Below are 16,617 nucleotides of genomic sequence, written 5' to 3' on the forward strand. Positions count from 1 at the left end.
GGCCAGACGCGCGCGACGCACATCGCCTACTTCGGAGCCGTAGCGGGGGCCGCGGCGGGCGGCATCGGCGGCGCGCCCGCCTTCGACGTGTTGTCGGTCGCCGAGGCGACGGCCAGCATGTTCAGCAGCTTGGTGACCGAATTCTGCGAGATCGCCGTCACCGACGAGTTCGGATCGGCATTCATCGTCTGGAACTTCAGGTAAGTCGGATCCGAGTAGATCTCGTCGAGGTGCTTCAACTCGGCGAGGCTGAACTTCTCGGCGTAGTCCTTCGAGAGCCCCTCGACCATGATGCCGCGCTGCTTGTCGAACTCGTCCAGCAGCTCCTTCCGTACGGCCTCGGCGCGGGCCTCCGGCATCGGCGCTACCGTCTTCTCGAGGGCGACGTTGAATCCGGTCTGAAGGTTCTTGATCAGGGTCTTGTTGACGAGCGTCGTGGCCACGGCCACGCGGTCCGCAGCCTCGTCGGCGCGGGCGGCGACAGGCAGGCTCAGGGTGACGCCTAGACAGAGCGTCGCAAACAGGCGGTTCAAGGGCTTGTCTCCCGTTGTTTTATCGTCCGGCCCCGCATCGGGCCGGGCGTCGCCCGCGCCTCTAGCAGCGTTCCCGGACTTTGGGGAGCGGCGGTGCGCCGCCCCCATGCGGTCACCCATGCGGCCTTCAGACCCGCTCGATGATCGTGGCCGTGCCCATGCCGGCGCCGATGCACAGGGTGATCAGTGCCCGTTCCTTGCCGGTCCGCTCCAGCTCGTCGAGGGCAGTGCCGAGGATCATCGCGCCGGTCGCACCCAGCGGATGACCGAGGGCGATGGCGCCGCCGTTGACATTGACCGCCTCCGGGTCGAGGTCGAACGCCTGGCAGAAGCGCAGGACCACCGCCGCGAAGGCCTCGTTGACCTCGAACAGATCGATATCCGACAGGCTGAGTCCGGACGTAGCCAGGACCTTGCGGGTCACGTCCACCGGCCCGGTGAGCATCAGGGCCGGGTCGGACCCGATGTTGGCGAAGGCGCGGATCCGCGCGCGCGGACGCAGGCCCGCGGCCTCGCCGGCCGCCCTGGAGCCGATCAGCACGGCCGCGGCACCATCGACGATGCCGGAAGAGTTGCCGGCGTGGTGGACGTGCTCGACGGCTTCCACGTCGGGGTGCGCGTCCGTGGCCACGGCGTCGAAGCCACCCATCTGGCCCATCTGCACGAAGGACGCCTTCAGCGAAGCGAGCGACTGCATGTCGGTGCCGGGCCGCATGTGTTCGTCGCGATCGAGAAGCGTGATGCCGTTCACGTCGCGGACCGGAACCACGGACCCCTCGAACAGGCCATCGGCCCAGGACTTCGCCGCGCGCTCCTGCGAACGGACCGCGTAGGCGTCGCAATCGTCTCGGGTGAAGCCGTACTTGGTGGCGATCAGGTCGGCCGAGACGCCCTGCGGCATGAAGTAGGACTTGATGGCGATCGCCGGATCGACCGGCCACGCGCCGCCAGAGGCGCCGATTCCGATGCGGCTCATCGATTCGACGCCGCCGCCCACCGCCATCGCGTGCTGCCCGCTCATGACCTGTGCGGCCGCGAAGTTCACCGCGTCGAGGCCCGAGGCGCAGAACCGGTTGATCTGCACGCCCGGAACTTGCGCGCCGTAATCCGCCACCAGGGCCGCGGCCCGGGCGATGTCGCCGCCCGCCTCACCGACGGGGTCGACGCAGCCCAGGATCACGTCGTCGATCAGGCCGGTATCGAGGCCGTTGCGATCCTTGAGGGCGCGCAGCGCCGTCTCGGCGAGACGCAGGGCCGTCACCTCGTGGAGGGAGCCGTCCGCCTTGCCGCGCCCGCGCGGCGTGCGAACGTGGTCGTAGATGAAGGCGTCCGTCATCAGCACTCCCCCGGGGCGTCGATCTTCGCCGGTCGGCGACGCGGCCTTACAAGGCCGTCTCGGTTCGCGCCAGTCTGCCACGGCACGCGCGCCCTCGGCCAGCCCCGAATGTGCGGAGCGGGCGAAGGGCGCGTGACAGCGGCACCGTTTTGGAAGTGCTCGGCTCAGTCGGACAGCGATGAGGCGAGGTCCGCCTGCACCGCCGCCGTCATTCAGGGACGAAGCGGCGCGATGACGAGCAGCTTCGTCCGGATGATCATCCCCGGTTCGACTAGTCCTGAAGCATCCGCTTCAGCAGCTCGACTTCATCTCCGAGCACCGTATCTTCGCCGATCTGCTTCTCGATCTTGCGGACGGCATGCAGCACGGTGGTGTGATCGCGGCCACCGAATCGGCGGCCGATCTCGGGCAGCGAACGCAGGGTCAGCACCTTCGACAGGTACATGGCGATCTGGCGCGGCTTCACCACCGCGGCGGTGCGCCGTTCCGACAGGATGTCCGACCGTGAGACGTTGTAGCGCGAGGCGACCAGCTTCTGGATGTCCTCGATCTTGATCCGCTTCGGCTCGCGATTCTTCACGAGGTCGCGGATCGCGCTTTCGGCGGTCTCCATGGTCACCGCGGTGCCGGTGAGTGTGGCATGCGCCAGGAGGCGGTTCACCGCGCCCTCGAGGTCGCGGCCGTTGGCGGTGATCGCCCGGGCCACGTAGGCCGCCACCTGCGGCGACACGTCGAACCCGGGGTGCGACGCCCGCACGGCGGCGAGGCGAGCCGACAGGATCGAGACGCGCAGGGCCTCGTCGAGGGCGGTGATCTCGACCACGAGGCCGCCTCCGAGCCGCGAGCGGACCCGCTCGTCGAGGGCCTCCAGTTCGGTCGGAGGCCGGTCCGAGGCGACCACGACCTGACGGCCGGCGTCGATGAGCGCATTGATCGTGTGGCCGAACTCGGCCTGGATCGACTTGCCCTGGATGAACTGGACGTCGTCCAGGATCAGGAGGTCGATGCCGCGCAGCCGCTCCTTGTAGGCGAGCGCCGACTGCGTCTTCAGGGCATTGACGAAGCCGTACATGAACCGGTCGGCGGTCAGATAGATGACCCGGCGCCCCGCCTCGCGGGCGGCGTGGCCGATGCCGTGCAGCAGGTGAGTCTTTCCCAGGCCGACCCCGGCATGGAGATAGAGCGGGTTGTAGAGGGCGCCCTCCCCCTGGTGGTTGGCGACCCGCTCGGCGGCGGCGTGGGCCAGGGCGTTGGAGCGCCCGATCACGAAGCTCGCAAAGGTCAGACGCGCGTCGAGCGGCGTCCCGCTGAGATCGCCCCCGGCGTCGGCGTTGCGCGATTCAGAGGCCGGCGCGGCCGCAGCGACGGGCATCGGCGCGCTGGCGGCGTGGATGCGRGCGAGAGGCCCGCTCACCGGACCGGGCTTGGACGCCCCCGCGGCGACCGGCCGGACCGGCGCGCCGGTCCCGCGTACGCCGACCTCGATCCGCGCGATCTCCTCGACCTCGGCCTTGAAGGTGTTCAGCACGCGGTCTAGGTAGTGCGACTCGATCCAGCTCTTGAGGAATCGGGTCGGAACCGTGAGCCGGGCCGTGCTGCCGGCCACGGTCTCCAGCTCGAGGCGGGCGAACCAGCTCGCGAACACATCCTCGCCGAGCTCGGCCCGCAGCCGACGCTTCACCCGAGCCCAGGCAGATCCATAATCCACGTTGCCGCCGCTGCTGCGGCCCCCGTCGTCGTCGCTCGCCACCGTTCCGTCGACACGCATCACTGGCTCTCCCGACGCTGCCCACAGGAACCTGCAGGCCGCGCGTACGCACGATTTACGCCCTCAGCGTCCCGCAAGAACCGGCGGGACCAAGTCCTCTGCGTGGAGTCAACCCCAACGCGAGGAACTTTTGCCGATTGGGAGAGCCTATCAACAATTACCTACGGTTCCTTTAACACTGGGACTTGTGGGGATGGCTTGGATTCCCATTCCCAAGTGTTCCCGGCGGCGCTGAACACGGACGCTAGAGTCTTGTCGAATCAGATTGATTCGTTCGAGTCCCAAAATCGCTGTGTTTTGCTTGGTCGTCGTCAGTTTCTGTTAAGCTACACGTCGACCCACGACTCTGCAATCGCACCGATTCTTGAACAGGGTTAACGGTTCGGTGCGGGCGCAAACGCATCGCCGACTCGCTGGACAGCGCGCACGAAAAAGCCCGGCGCGATGGCCGGGCTTGGAGCCGTCTCGAGTGTGAGGACGGTTTAGGCGGCGAGCGCCTTCACGCGGGCGGCGAGGCGCGAGACCTTCCGCGAGGCATTGTTCTTGTGAACGATGCCGTGCTGAGCAGCGCGCATCATTTCGGGCTCGGCGGCGCGGAGGGCGGCGAGCGCGTCCTGCTGGTTGCCGGTGGCGATGGCCTCCTCGACCTTGCGGACGAAGGTACGCATGCGCGAGCGGCGCGAGCGGTTGATCGCCGTGCGCTTGGCGATCTTGCGGGTCATCTTCTTGGCCGAAGCGGTGTTGGCCATGTACGTCCTCGTGTTTCTCGTCGGGCGATGCCGACGGGCCGGCTCTGCCGGAAATCGGTCGTCGCGTCAGGTTGTCGGGCGATAGCCGAGACGCAGCGCGCGCGAAAACGCGGCCCCTCGGCGAAGTGCGCTCTATAGACACGGGCCGGTGTCGCGTCAACGCATCGACGGCCAACCGGGCGCCAGAAGGAAACGCAGAGGCGACCATGACATAATCATGGTATTTGGATATGGCCGCCTTCGGCACAGTAACCGAGGTGCCGATCGCATAGTCGTCGAGCGTTACTCCGGCCAGCGAAGCGCCGCCGCCGCCGCGAACGTCCCGACCACGGCGGCGATCAACGTCAGCGCCGTCAGCACCGCCAGGGGCACGAGGAACGGCACCGTCCCGCCGCTCGCCGCCTGAGCGGCCGAGACACCGAAGATCAGCGTCGGGATCATCAGCGGCAGCACCAGCACGGCGAGGATCAGGCCGCCCCGGCGAATCGAGGCCGTCAGCGCCGCGCCCACCGCGCCGATGAAGCTGAGCGCCGGCGTCCCCGCCAGCAGGGTCAGGGACGTGGCACCCATGGCGGTCCCGTCGAGGGCCACCAGCAGGCCGAAAAGCGGCGCGGCGAGCGCCAGGGGCAGCCCCGTGGTCAGCCACTGTGCCGCCACCTTGGCGAGGACCACGAGTTCGAGGGGCACCGGCGCGGCGGTCATCAGGTCGAGGGAGCCGTCCTCCTCGTCGGCCTGGAACAAGCGGTCGAGGCCGATCAGGGTCGACAGTACCGCGGCGAGCCAGAGGATCGCCGGGCCGATCCGCGACAGCAGGTTCAGGTCCGGCCCGAGGGCGAAGGGCACCAGAGCGACGATCATCAGGAAGAAGACCAGCGACAGGGCGCCGGAGCCGCCGACGCGTCCGGCGAGCCGCAGGTCGCGGGCGATGAGGGCGAGGAACGCGCCGGTCACGCCCAATCCTCCAGCGGCTCCGCGGCCGCCAGTCCGGCGGCCTCGATGCGCAACTCGGTCGCGCCGGGCATGTCCAGCGGCTGATGCGTCGCGGCGATCACCAGGCCACCGCCGGCCCGGTGGTCGGTCATGAGCCCGGCCAGGACCGCCTGGGAGGCCGCGTCGAGCGCGGCGGTGGGCTCGTCGAGCAGCCAGAGCGGGCGCGCGCAGACCAGGAGCCGTGCCAGCGCGACCCGCCGCCGCTGACCCGCCGACAGGTAGGCCACCGGCAGGTCGTGGGCATGGCCGAGGTCGAGCCGCGCCAGGGCGTCGCGCGGACTCAGGCGCGGCGCGCCAAGGAGCCGCTGGGCGAACAGCAGGTTCTCTCCGGCCGTCAGCGAACTCTTCAGGCCATCCCGGTGCCCCACGGCATGCAGGCATTCGGGCAGGCCCGCCTCTCCCATATCGGCGACGGCGAGGCGCCCGGCATCGGGCCGCAGCCGACCGGAGAGGATGGCGAGCAGGCTGGATTTTCCGGCGCCGTTCCGGCCGGTGACCGCCAGGGCGTCCCCGGGTCCGAGGGCGAAGGCGAGGTTCGAGAAGATGCGGCGCCCGGAGCGGCGGCAGGCCAGATGGTCAACGCTGAGCCGCACGCGGTCCTCCGGCCTCTTCCCCGCCGACGGGCGGCACCTCCGGGTTGCGCGGCCTCCATGCCCGATTGCGAGGCGCAACGGAACCGCCCCGTCCAGCTCGGCTTTGGTTCCGCGACGGAGAATTGCCCATGGCCCAGGCCGGACACCCGAGCGAATCCGAGGTTGCCGCGACACCCGACGCGGTGGCGGGCCGCGCCAAGGTCGAGGCGCGGATGGCGCAGTGCACCCCCGAGGAGCAGACTGCGTTCTGGGAGGCGGTCGGCCGCTGCTTCGGCGGCGGCAAGCCGCCCGAGATGAAATCGGCGGGCGCGTGATCAGGCGTTCCGGCGCGTCAGAGCCCGCAGCGCGCCGCGAAACGTCCGCACATCCTGCTCGGTGAGGCTCATCCTGTGCAGCATGTCGCGCATGTTGCGGGCGATGATCTCTCTCTTCTCCGGCGGATAGAAGCCGGCCTCGTCGAGGGCGGATTCCAGGCTTCCGAACAGGCCGATCAGCGCCTCACGCGTGGCCGGAGGCGACAGCAACTCTCCGGAAAACGGCAATCGCGCCCGGCCGCTGGCCTGACGCCACGCATAGCCGACGAGCAGCACCGCCTGGGCAAGGTTCAGCGACGGGAAGTCCGGTGAAACCGGAAAGGTGACGATCGCGTCCGCCAGGGACACCTCGTCGTTGGTGAGCCCGACCCGCTCGCGGCCGAACATGACCGCCGTGCGCTGTCCGTCCCGGGCCACGAGTTCGCCCATGGCCTCCTCGGGCGAGAAGACCCGCTTCATTTGCCCGCGCTCGCGGGCCGTGGTCGCCAGCACGTAGCGGCAATCGGCGATCGCCTCGGCGACGCTGCCGAAAATCGTCGCCCGATCGAGGACGTGGGTGGCGCCGGAGGCCGCCTCGCGGACGCCCTTCTTGGGCCAGCCGTTCTTCGGGTTGACGAGGCGTAGGTCCGACAGGCCGAAATTCGCCATGGCGCGGGCCGTCATGCCAATGTTCTCGGCGAGCTGCGGCTCCACCAGGATCACCGCCGGGGTGAGGCCGGGGGGCAGTTCCAGGGTCTTCCTCGGGCTTTCGCCTGGCGCGTCAGGGCTGGTCATTCCGGCCCTCTGGCACGACCGGACCTCGCCCGTCGAGACCCGGGTGACGAAGCCGCCCGGATGACAGCAGCCGCCTTCCGTCGCCGGGAGGGTCGCGCTATGTCGCGGGGCGATTTCGACCCGGGGCACTTGAGCGACGACCTCGGGACACCAACCGCACGGTCCTTGCATGCCGTGCGCCGGAACAAAGCGGGAAGGCATCGGTCCATGGCGAAGATCAAGGTAGCGAACCCCGTCGTCGAACTCGACGGCGACGAGATGACCCGGATCATCTGGGCCGAGATCAAGAACAAGCTGATCCATCCCTATCTCGATCTCGACCTCGAATACTACGATCTCGGCGTTCAGCACCGCGACGCCACCAACGACAAGGTGACCGTCGATGCCGCCGAGGCGATCAAGCGCCACGGCGTCGGCGTGAAGTGCGCCACCATCACCCCCGACGAGCAGCGGGTGCAGGAATTCGGCCTCAAGGAGATGTGGCGCTCGCCCAACGGCACGATCCGCAACATCCTGGGCGGCGTGATCTTCCGCGAGCCGATCATCTGCAAGAACGTGCCGCGCCTCGTGCCCGGCTGGACCCAGCCCTTCGTGATCGGCCGCCACGCCTACGGCGACCAGTATCGCGCCACCGACTTCAAGGTGCCTGGCAAGGGCCGCCTGACGATCAAGTTCGAGGGCGACGACGGCACGGTCATCGAGAAGGAGGTGTTCAAGTTCCCCGATGCCGGCGTCGCCATGTCGATGTACAACCTCGACCAGTCGATCATCGACTTCGCCCGCGCTTCATTGAACTATGGCCTGGCGCGCAAGTACCCGGTCTACCTGTCGACCAAGAATACCATCCTCAAGGTCTATGACGGCCGGTTCAAGGACCTGTTCCAGAAGGTCTACGAGGAGGAATTCGAGGCGAAGTTCAAGGCGCTCGGCCTCACCTACGAGCATCGCCTGATCGACGACATGGTCGCTTCGTGCCTGAAGTGGTCCGGCGGCTACGTCTGGGCCTGCAAGAACTACGATGGCGACGTGCAGTCCGATACGGCCGCGCAGGGCTTCGGCTCGCTCGGCCTGATGACCTCGGTGCTGATGACACCGGACGGCCAGACCGTGGAGGCCGAGGCCGCCCACGGTACGGTCACCCGCCACTATCGTGAGCACCAGAAGGGCCGCGAGACCTCGACCAACTCGATCGCGTCGATCTTCGCCTGGACCCGCGGCCTGTCGCACCGCGCCAAGCTCGACGGCAACGACGATCTGGCGAAGTTCTCCGCGACCCTGGAGAAGGTCTGCGTCGATACCGTCGAGGCCGGGCACATGACCAAGGACCTCGCCCTGCTGGTTGGTCCCGATCAGAAGTGGCTCTCGACCACCGGCTTCCTCGACAAGGTCGACCAGAACCTGAAGACCGCGATGGGCGCCTGACGCCCAAGCCTCGGTTCGAAGACCGGCGGGCGCCTTGCGGAGGCGCCCGCCGGTCCTGTTTCCGCGCAAGCGGCGGCGGTCGTCTCAGGTGCTTCGCCCGTGTTCCGGCGGGCATGTTTCGGCCAGCGCCCGGGCGACCTCGATGAGCAGGAGGTCGATGGCCGCGCGCATCAGCGGATTGCCGATGGTGTCGACCAGTTCGCGAACCTGAAGGCACTGCGTGGCGAGGGCATCCAGCGCCCTGTCGTTGCTGTCGAAGGTCATGCTCAAGCCACCAGGTAACCGGGTTCGGAAACCAGGACCGAGCGGGCGTCGCCGCGGACCGCGCGCAGCTTGGCCAGCGTGCGGGCATCGAACCGGGCTGTGGCCGCCATGATCTCCTCGCCCGCGATCTGCACCGGCAGGCCGAGGGGCTGCGGGCGGAAATGCAGCTGGATGACTTGGATCATGTACAGGGTCGGCATCTGCAGGAGCAGGGTGCTCACCCCATGGGCGAGGCCCCACTCAACGATACCGGTTAGCAGCGCGATCGAGACCGGGTTGATTATCCGGCCCCGGGCACGGTGCGAGCGCGCCACGGCCTGGCGGGTCCATTCCCAGATATGCGGGCCGACCGGCCGCTCGCCCTCGCAGAGCTGCGGCAGGACGTCCGAGAGGAGATGCGGGCGGGTGGTCGGCAGGAGTCGGCTGTAGCCGATGACCGCATCGCCTTCCATGGCGAGGAAATGGACGGCGTGCGGCGTATCGAACTGGTCGATCTCCCGGCCATCCGGACGAGCCAGCTCGGTCCACCCTTTCTCTGCGACGAAGATCTCGTGGCGCAGGCGCCAGGCCTGTTCCATCGCGTCGGCGTATCGATGCGCGTTGGCGGGAGTGACGATGTGGATCACGACGGAACCTCACGTTGGACCGACGTGGGTTGTCCCCGTTTGGCGATGGGCTGTGTAATACGAGAACTCGTAGGGTCGGCGTCCCAGGCCGCCTGTCCGGCCAACGACTTGCGGCCAAGCAGGGTCGGCGGCTCGGAAAGGCCAGCGCAGACCGTGTCGTGTCTAGGTTATCAGCCCGGACCGAAGCGCCTGCGCGACGGTGTGGGCGCGGTTGACCGTATCGAGCTTCGACCGGGCCGAGCGCAGATGGTAATCGACGCCCGAGGCGGTGATGCCCATGACCATACCGATCTCGATGTCGGTCTTCCCTTCCGCCGCCAATTGCAGGGCCTCGCGCTCCCGAGGCGAGAGGCGCGCAGGCTCACGCGCAGCCGGACGGCTGTTCATCAGCAGCAACTGGCCGACCGCGTAGGTCGCCACCAGGTTGACCGCCACGCGCTCGGCCGGATCGATCTCGATCCGGTCACCCGACACGCTGATCCCGCCCGGTTCCCCGTCGAGGGTCACGAACGGCGCCGTGATGCCCGCACGGATGCCGAACTCGCAGGCCTCGTCCATGACCCGGCCCGCGGCGGGCGTGTCCGGCAGCACGGCGCTCCAGTCGAAGGGTGTCGCGCTGGTGCACAGCCGGCGGACCGTGGGGTCGTGGCGGGCATAGCCCTGCGAGACGTATCGACGCGTCCACCCGTCCGGCATCGTGCTCGCTAGGACGAACCCGCCGTGACGGCGCGCCGGAAGGCCGGGCTCGGGCACGATCCCGGCCATGATGTAGGAGACCCCCTTAGCGGGCGAACGCGTCGACGAGCAATCGCGCGACCTCATCCGGGGTGGCGGCCCGTTCCAGGTCGCGCAAGACGTTGAAGGTCCGATCGAGATGCTTCGAATGCGGCATTCCCTATCCCAGACTTGATGCACGCCTTGCGACAAAACTCACGTTGAATGCAACCTGAGGATGGCATCTTCGCGACCGAAAGGCTAGTCTGGCTCCGAGAAGCTCCGCCGTTCGATTGGGCTCAGCGGGGGAGTGCGAGTCTCAACGGCATGACACACGATGCGACACCGCCGACGACACGCTGGCTCCTCGACCGGATCGCCGCCACGCTGAACATCTGCCCGACTTACTTCCGGCAGACCGAGCCGCCCACGAAGGCGGATGCGGATCCGACCGACCGGCAATGTGAGGAAATCGCCGCCCTGTTCCGCGCGATCAGGTCGCCGGCACGACGCAACGCGGTCCTGAACCTCCTGCGCGAGATGGCGCGCGAAACCTGAGGTTTTGCACACTCCATCTCGGGGTCGCGGCGTCCAGCCTCAGGCAGCCACCAGCAGGGCGGCTCCGGCGACGCCCGAAAGCACCAGGCGCAGGCGACCGAGCCAGAGGGGCGTCAGGCCGCGGCGGGACAGATCCTGGTCGACGAAGCCCCAGGCGAGCACGAGTCCACCGAGGATGCGCAGGTCCCAGGGAGCGGGCGCCGCCATCGCGGCCCAGGCCACGAGGGACGGGATGATGGCCACGAGGTAGTCGCCATTGCCGGCATTGCGCGCGGCCGCGGCCCCCCAACGGATCCCGCCCAGAAAGGAGGCGATCACCGCCCCGTAGGCGGACAGGATGGTCCGCGGCGACAGGCCGAGGCTGCTCAGGCCACCGTCGCTGCCCGACACCGCCAGGGCGGCGAATCCCAGGAACGGAACGAGACCGGCCACCCCCAGGACGATCGCGCCGAACGGGACAGGGTTCCGGTGCGCCATCCATCCTCCGAGCAGGGCAAGGGTCGGCGATCCGTGCGATCCGACCCTCGATCCGCCGTCGCCCGGCGGGAGCGTTCCCGCATCGCGGCACGGCGGTCAAGGTCGGGACATCGGACGGGCCATGTCCCGGGTCTTGATCAGCTCCGGCGCGGCGGAGCCGTGAACGGCACCGCGTTCGGCATCGGCGCGCCGAGCAGCGACATCGGTGCGTTGTTGGGCGCCTTGGGTGCCGGAGGCTCGTTGACGGCCGCGTCAATCTTTCGCGGCTTGAAGTTGGCCGCGAGGCTCTTCGCGCTCGCCAGATCGGCAGGGCTCAGCTTGTTGGCCACGTCGTCGCGCTTCTTGCCGGCATCGTCGTCGCCCTGGCCAGCAGCGGCCGAGAACCAGGCGTAGGATTGTACGAGATCCTGCGTCAGGCCGAGCCCGCGCGCGTAGAGCACGGCGAGATTGTACTGGCTGTCGCGGACGCCGAACTCGGCGCCCTGGCGGAACCACGAGGCCGCCGAGGCGAAGTCGGGCTTGCCGTTGGCCGCGGGGTTTTCAGCGTAGAGCACCGCCAGATTGTGCATCGAGCGGGCATGGCCCTGCTCGGCGGCACGACCATACCACAGCTTCGCCTTGTCGAGATCGCGGACGAGGCCGGAGCCCTTCTCGTAATGGCCCGCAAGCTTGTACTGGGCGGGCGCGTAACCGGCCGAGGCCAGCTTCTCATAGAGCTTGGCCGCCACAGACAGGTCGCGGGGCATGCCGCGGCCATCGGCCTCCCGCGTGGCGAGATCCCAGATCGCCGTGCCGTCCCCGTCGAGGGCGGCGAGCCTAACCTTGGTGAGGGCCGGCGGCAGGTTGCCGAGATCGGCCTGAAGGGCGTTCATACCGGCGACCTGCGGCACAGCCGACTTGGCGGAGGCGCGCGCCTCGGCCGGCACGGGATTCGGGAGGGCCTGGGTCGTCGTCGGATCGGTCACGGGGGGCTTGGCGTCCGAAGCGGCCTTCGGGGCCTCCGTCGAGGTCTCGTTCGGCATATCCTTCTGAACGGCGGCGGCATCCTCACGGGCGGGAGCGACCTGGCTCGTCGGGACGACGGGCCGCGGCTCCTCCGGGCTGCGCATGGTGATCGCCTGAAGCGCCCCCAACGCCAGCACGATAGCGGCCAGGCCAAGCAGGAGCGGCCGGCGGCGGCGGTCGATCTCGGCGCGCAGCCGGCCAAGGCGGCCCGTCGCAGCCTCCGAAAGGGCGGCGCCCCGGTCGCTTCGAGCCTCCCGGCGCTCGGCCGGCGCCTCGGAGGCCAGCTCTGCCTGGGCGGCCTGCGCGGCCCGCCTTGCGGCAGCGATGAAGCTGGTCTTGATGTCGGTTTCGGAGCCGGCCTCGACGGGCGCGCGTGCGGCGGCAAGGTCGGCGCGGCGCTCTTGGACCGTCCGGCGACCGGAGGGGTCCCGGGGGGTACGCGGCTCGCGCGTCGGCCGGCCGCTGCCGGGCTCGAGCAGATCGTCGGCCAGACGCGAAGCCTCGCCGAGGTCGCGCCGCGGCTTCGCACGCGCCTCGACCGGGGCGAGCGCCACCTCTGGACTCGTGGATGACATCAGGCGCTCGTCGAGGGACGGAGCCCGAGCCGGTACGGCCTCCGCCGGGCCGAGACGGACGAGAAGGCGTTCGAGGGCCGACTGTACGCCCTCGAGGGTCGTCCCGAGCCGCTGATCGGAGGCGACCTGACGGGCCTGCATATCAGCGAGGCTGGCGCGCAGGAGACCGATCTCGCCGGTCTCGGCGGCGGCGATGCCGGAAGTCTGAAGGGTCTGGGCCACCGCGTTGCGCGCGGCGCGCTCCACCGCGGCCTCGCTCGGCGCCGCCTCCCGCAGGGCCGTCACCTGGCGCAGGAGATCGCCCATGGTCCGCTCGAGGCCCGCCAGGGCCGGATCGGCGCTGGCCGGCGCGTCGAGGCGTCCCGCCAGCGACACGACCTGCCGTTCCAGGGCGTCGAGGCCCTCGTGTTCCGATCGGGCACCGACCTGATCGACCTTGTCGGCCAGGCTGCGCAGCATCGCGTGGATCGACGCCATCTCGCCGGAGCGGGAGACCGTGTCGTCACCGGCGCGCTCGGACCAGTCGTCCCGGGCGCAGAGCACGTCGACCTTTTCAGCAAGCGCCTGGATCTGCTCGGCCAGCGCGGCGGGCGCGGCGAACTTCACGTCGCTGCGGATCTCCTCCAGGATCGGCCGAAGGTCCGGGCCGGTGCCCCGCTGCTGCAGTTCGGCGATCTGGGCGCTCACCGCCTGAAGGCTCTGCGCGAGACCCTGGATCCGCTCCGGACCGGCCAAGGCGCCGATCAAGCGGCGGATCTCGTCGAGTTCGCCGAACAGGCCAGCGAGGGTATGACCATCCGGATCGGCGGCACCGGTGGCCGCAACGGTGTCGAGGCGTTCGGCCAAGCGGCGGACGTCCTCCGCGACACGGCTGTGGACGTTCTCCGCCACCTCCTCCGCCAGACGCTCGACCTGCGCCCGAACCTGCTCGATCGGCACCGCGATGGCGGTGAGATCGGTCCCGGCCTGGGCGCGCTCGATACCGCTCGCCAGAGAGACCACCGCCTGCTCGAGGGCACCGATGTCCCGGCTCGTGGCCAGCTGGTTGATCGCCTCGCGCAGGCGCACGGTCTCCTGCTGAAGCTCGATCAGAGCTTCCGACGGCGCGATGCCCTCCTCGATCCGCGCCTCCAGACGGCGCGCGAGGTCCATCCGCATGCTGGCGACGACACCGCCGTCGGATGCGGAGGCCGCAAGGCCCGGCTCGGCGGCCTGCGCCAGCTCGCGCTGCCGCTGACGGATGTCCTGGACTGCATTGCGGATGTCGGCGGCGGCGGGGCGCCCCCGTCGGCCGGGCTGGCGCGTGGCGGCGACCTGCTCGCCGAGCTGGGACATACGGCGCTCGATATCGCCGAGCCGCTCGGTCACCCGCTGGACGGGTGCCGCCTTCAGCGCGCGCTCGATGCGGGACTCGATCTCAGCGAGGCGCCGCGCCTCGGCTTCCTGGGTGGCTCGCCGCTCGTGGTCGAGCGCCCGGTCGAGACCGTCCAGGCGGTTCATCAGCGCGGCGATGCCCTGGCCGTAACCGTCGGCACGCGCCCCGGAGACGTGCGCCGCCTGCTCAAGGTCGGGGCTCGAGGAGAAAGATCTGTCGGGCGCCGATTCGGTCCGGGCCGGCGCCCCGGCGGCCTGCTCGGCGCGGTGGCGACGCCGATGCCGACGGTTCCCCTGCGCACCGGACTGCTGCTGCGGCATCACCGACGCGATCCAGGTCTCGAGGGGCACGCCGGCCCGCGCCGCGACGTCGCGGGCCGCATCGAGCACCTCGGGATCGAAACTGTCGAGCTGCGGCATCGCGTTGCGGGTCATCGGTGGCCTGTCGTCGGCAGCGTTCGGCGTCCGATTCCTCTGCGCAGGGCGGGACCGCAATTCGGTATCCACGAACGCACGCGTCGGATCGTTCGAAAGTGACCATTAACTTTCTTGGTAAACACAAGGTTAAGGTCCGGCTGACGGGGGTAATCGCCGTGCGCGAGCCGGGGCGTGGAACGCCCGCGCCTGTCGCGGGATCGCGAGGCCGGGCCGTTGCTACAGAGCCGGCGTGGCGTTTACATGCGGCCAACGCGGCGGGCCGTTCCGAGAGGCCTGCACCAGACGGGGGAACCAGAGATGCCGCAGTATCGCGCTCCGGTCGAGGACACGCTGTTCTTGCTCAACGATGTCCTCGGCTTCCATGCGCGGGACAACCTCGCCGGATTCGCCGACGCGTCCCCGGACGTGGTCGAGGCGGTCCTGCGCGAGGGCGCGAAGCTCGCCGAGGAGGTGCTGGCGCCGATCAACCGCACCGGCGACATGGAGGGCTGCCGCCGGGAGGCGGACGGCACGGTCCGCACGCCCGCGGGATTCAAGGCGGCCTACGACACCTACGCGAGCGGCGGCTGGATGGGCCTGTCGGTGCCCGAGGCCTATGGCGGCCAGGGCCTGCCGCACACGCTGAACACGGCGATCCAGGAATTCGCCTCGGGCGCAAATCTCGCCTTCGGGATGTATCCCGGCCTGACGCAGGGCGCGATGGCGGCGCTCCTGGTCCACGGCTCGGAAGAGCAGAAGGCCCTCTATCTCCCCAGGATGGTCGAAGGCGCCTGGACCGGTACCATGAACCTCACCGAGCCGCATTGCGGCACGGATCTCGGGCTGCTCAAGACCAAGGCCGCGCCGAACGGCGACGGCTCCTACAGCATCACCGGCACGAAGATCTTCATCTCGGCCGGCGAGCATGACCTCTCCGAGAACATCATCCATCTGGTCATCGCCCGGATAGAGGGCGCACCCGCCGGAACGAAGGGCATCTCGCTGTTCGTGGTGCCGAAGGTCTTGGTGAATGCGGACGGCTCGCTGGGCGCCCGCAACGGCGTGTCCTGTGGCTCCCTCGAGCACAAGATGGGCATTCACGGCAACGCCACCTGCGTGATGAACTACGACGGGGCGACCGGCTGGCTGGTGGGCCAGGAGAATCGCGGCCTCAACGCCATGTTCGTGATGATGAACGAGGCGCGGCTCGCCGTGGGCGTCCAGGGACTCGGGCAGTCTGAGGTCGCCTATCAGAACGCCGCAGCCTACGCGAAGGATCGTCTCCAGGGTCGGGCCTTGACCGGCGCGAAGGCGCCCGAGCGCGCCGCCGACCCGATCATCGTCCATCCGGACGTGCGCCGGACGCTGATGCAGATCCGCGCCTTCAACGAGGCGGCCCGCGCCCTCATGCTGTGGACCGCGCTTCAGGCCGACATTCTCCATCGTTCCGAGGACGCCAAGGAGCGGCAGACCGCGGACGACCATCTCGGACTGCTTACCCCGGTGGTGAAGGGCGTCTTCACCGACCGGGGGTTCGCCAACGCGGTGGAAGCGCAGCAGCTGCTGGGCGGCCACGGCTACATCGAGGAATGGGGCATGTCGCAGTTCGTGCGCGATGCCCGCATCGCCATGATCTACGAGGGCGCCAACGGCATCCAGGCCATGGACCTGATCGGCCGCAAGCTGCCGAAGGACGGCGGCCGGGCGATGATGACCTTCCTGGGCGAGGTCCAGACCTTCCTGAAGGACCATGGCGAGGACCCCGCCATGGCGCCGTTCACGAAGCCGCTCCAGGCCGGGCTGAACGATCTCCAGGGCGCGGTCATGTGGCTGATGCAGAACGCGTTCGCCAAGCCCGACAATGCCGGGGCCGGAGCCACCGACTTCATGCACCTCTTCGGCCTCGTGGCCTTGGGCTACATGTGGGCGAGGATCGCCAAGGCTGCCCTGGCCAAGCACGCCGAGGCCCCCTCCCCGCGCTGGGAGTCGAAGCTGACGAGCGGCCGGTTCTTCATGGAGCGGATGCTGCCGGAGACCGCCCTGCGCCTGACCCGGATCAAGGCGGGAGCGGAGAGCACCATGGCACTGGAGACGGAGGCCTTCTGAGCCACTCGCAGGCGGTCGCCCT

At 69.2% G+C, this 16,617-nt stretch carries 16 protein-coding genes; 4 read left to right on the plus strand and 12 right to left on the minus strand.

Annotation, left to right across the window (positions count from 1 at the left end; all coding sequences use genetic code 11):
- Window positions 1–26 precede the first annotated feature (26 nt).
- The 6 genes from AC1DXK_RS00455 to ccmA all read right to left on the minus strand — a co-directional run bounded on the left by AC1DXK_RS00455 (window position 27) and on the right by ccmA (window position 5,969).
- Window positions 27–533 carry a DUF2059 domain-containing protein gene (locus AC1DXK_RS00455; protein WP_457104366.1) on the minus strand — a complete coding sequence of 169 codons (507 nt, stop codon included), beginning with the start codon at window positions 531–533 and terminating at the stop codon, window positions 27–29.
- A gap of 127 nt (window positions 534–660) precedes the next feature.
- Complete coding sequence (locus AC1DXK_RS00460; protein ID WP_457104367.1) at window positions 661–1,869, minus strand: acetyl-CoA C-acetyltransferase; 1,209 nt, start codon at window positions 1,867–1,869, stop codon at window positions 661–663.
- A 271-nt stretch (window positions 1,870–2,140) separates the two neighbouring features.
- Window positions 2,141–3,637 carry a chromosomal replication initiator protein DnaA gene (gene dnaA / locus AC1DXK_RS00465; protein ID WP_457104368.1) on the minus strand — a complete coding sequence of 499 codons (1,497 nt, stop codon included), beginning with the start codon at window positions 3,635–3,637 and terminating at the stop codon, window positions 2,141–2,143.
- Between the two features lie 482 nt (window positions 3,638–4,119).
- On the minus strand, window positions 4,120–4,386 hold the full coding sequence (rpsT, locus tag AC1DXK_RS00470) for a 30S ribosomal protein S20 (RefSeq protein ID WP_007561677.1): 267 nt from the start codon (window positions 4,384–4,386) through the stop codon (window positions 4,120–4,122).
- 282 nt (window positions 4,387–4,668) lie between these two features.
- The gene (gene ccmB, locus AC1DXK_RS00475) at window positions 4,669–5,337 is read right to left on the minus strand and encodes a heme exporter protein CcmB (RefSeq protein ID WP_457104369.1); all 669 of its coding nucleotides are present in this window, start codon (window positions 5,335–5,337) and stop codon (window positions 4,669–4,671) included.
- Window positions 5,334–5,969, minus strand: coding sequence for a heme ABC exporter ATP-binding protein CcmA (gene ccmA / locus AC1DXK_RS00480; RefSeq protein WP_457104370.1), 636 nt, complete (start codon window positions 5,967–5,969; stop codon window positions 5,334–5,336). Before ccmA ends, ccmB begins: the two co-directional genes overlap by 4 nt.
- Window positions 5,970–6,097: 128 nt before the next feature.
- Here ccmA and AC1DXK_RS00485 point away from each other — a divergent pair, with 128 nt between their 5' ends.
- The gene (locus tag AC1DXK_RS00485; RefSeq protein WP_457104371.1) at window positions 6,098–6,283 is read left to right on the plus strand and encodes a hypothetical protein; all 186 of its coding nucleotides are present in this window, start codon (window positions 6,098–6,100) and stop codon (window positions 6,281–6,283) included.
- Here AC1DXK_RS00485 and AC1DXK_RS00490 read toward each other — a convergent pair whose 3' ends face one another.
- Entirely contained in the window at window positions 6,284–7,057 is a 774-nt protein-coding gene (locus AC1DXK_RS00490) for an RNA methyltransferase (RefSeq protein WP_477296369.1), read from the minus strand.
- Window positions 7,058–7,264: 207 nt separating this feature from the next.
- On the opposite strand from AC1DXK_RS00490, the gene AC1DXK_RS00495 reads away from it, so the two are divergent.
- Window positions 7,265–8,479, plus strand: coding sequence for an NADP-dependent isocitrate dehydrogenase (locus AC1DXK_RS00495; RefSeq protein ID WP_457104373.1), 1,215 nt, complete (start codon window positions 7,265–7,267; stop codon window positions 8,477–8,479).
- Window positions 8,480–8,563: 84 nt separating this feature from the next.
- Here the strand turns inward: AC1DXK_RS00495 and AC1DXK_RS00500 are convergent, their stop codons facing one another.
- From AC1DXK_RS00500 to AC1DXK_RS00510, 3 genes are all read right to left on the minus strand, one after another.
- Window positions 8,564–8,743 carry a hypothetical protein gene (locus AC1DXK_RS00500; RefSeq protein ID WP_457104374.1) on the minus strand — a complete coding sequence of 60 codons (180 nt, stop codon included), beginning with the start codon at window positions 8,741–8,743 and terminating at the stop codon, window positions 8,564–8,566.
- A 2-nt stretch (window positions 8,744–8,745) separates the two neighbouring features.
- On the minus strand, window positions 8,746–9,369 hold the full coding sequence (locus AC1DXK_RS00505) for an acyl-homoserine-lactone synthase (RefSeq protein WP_457104375.1): 624 nt from the start codon (window positions 9,367–9,369) through the stop codon (window positions 8,746–8,748).
- Window positions 9,370–9,531: 162 nt separating this feature from the next.
- Entirely contained in the window at window positions 9,532–10,134 is a 603-nt protein-coding gene (locus tag AC1DXK_RS00510; protein ID WP_457104376.1) for an autoinducer binding domain-containing protein, read from the minus strand.
- Window positions 10,135–10,410: 276 nt separating this feature from the next.
- On the opposite strand from AC1DXK_RS00510, the gene AC1DXK_RS00515 reads away from it, so the two are divergent.
- Window positions 10,411–10,641, plus strand: a complete 231-nt coding sequence (locus tag AC1DXK_RS00515) for a hypothetical protein (protein WP_457104377.1) — start codon at window positions 10,411–10,413, stop codon at window positions 10,639–10,641.
- 39 nt (window positions 10,642–10,680) lie between these two features.
- Here AC1DXK_RS00515 and AC1DXK_RS00520 read toward each other — a convergent pair whose 3' ends face one another.
- Together AC1DXK_RS00520 and AC1DXK_RS00525 are read right to left on the minus strand one after the other, a co-directional pair.
- Entirely contained in the window at window positions 10,681–11,118 is a 438-nt protein-coding gene (locus AC1DXK_RS00520; RefSeq protein ID WP_457104378.1) for a DUF3429 domain-containing protein, read from the minus strand.
- 137 nt (window positions 11,119–11,255) lie between these two features.
- The gene (locus AC1DXK_RS00525) at window positions 11,256–14,507 is read right to left on the minus strand and encodes an SEL1-like repeat protein (RefSeq protein WP_477296373.1); all 3,252 of its coding nucleotides are present in this window, start codon (window positions 14,505–14,507) and stop codon (window positions 11,256–11,258) included.
- Window positions 14,508–14,807: 300 nt separating this feature from the next.
- Here AC1DXK_RS00525 and AC1DXK_RS00530 point away from each other — a divergent pair, with 300 nt between their 5' ends.
- A complete protein-coding gene (locus AC1DXK_RS00530) occupies window positions 14,808–16,595 on the plus strand; it encodes an acyl-CoA dehydrogenase C-terminal domain-containing protein (RefSeq protein WP_457104380.1) in 1,788 nt (595 codons plus the stop codon).
- Window positions 16,596–16,617 lie beyond the last annotated feature (22 nt).

This window comes from Methylobacterium sp. P3_A11 (assembly GCF_056403155.1).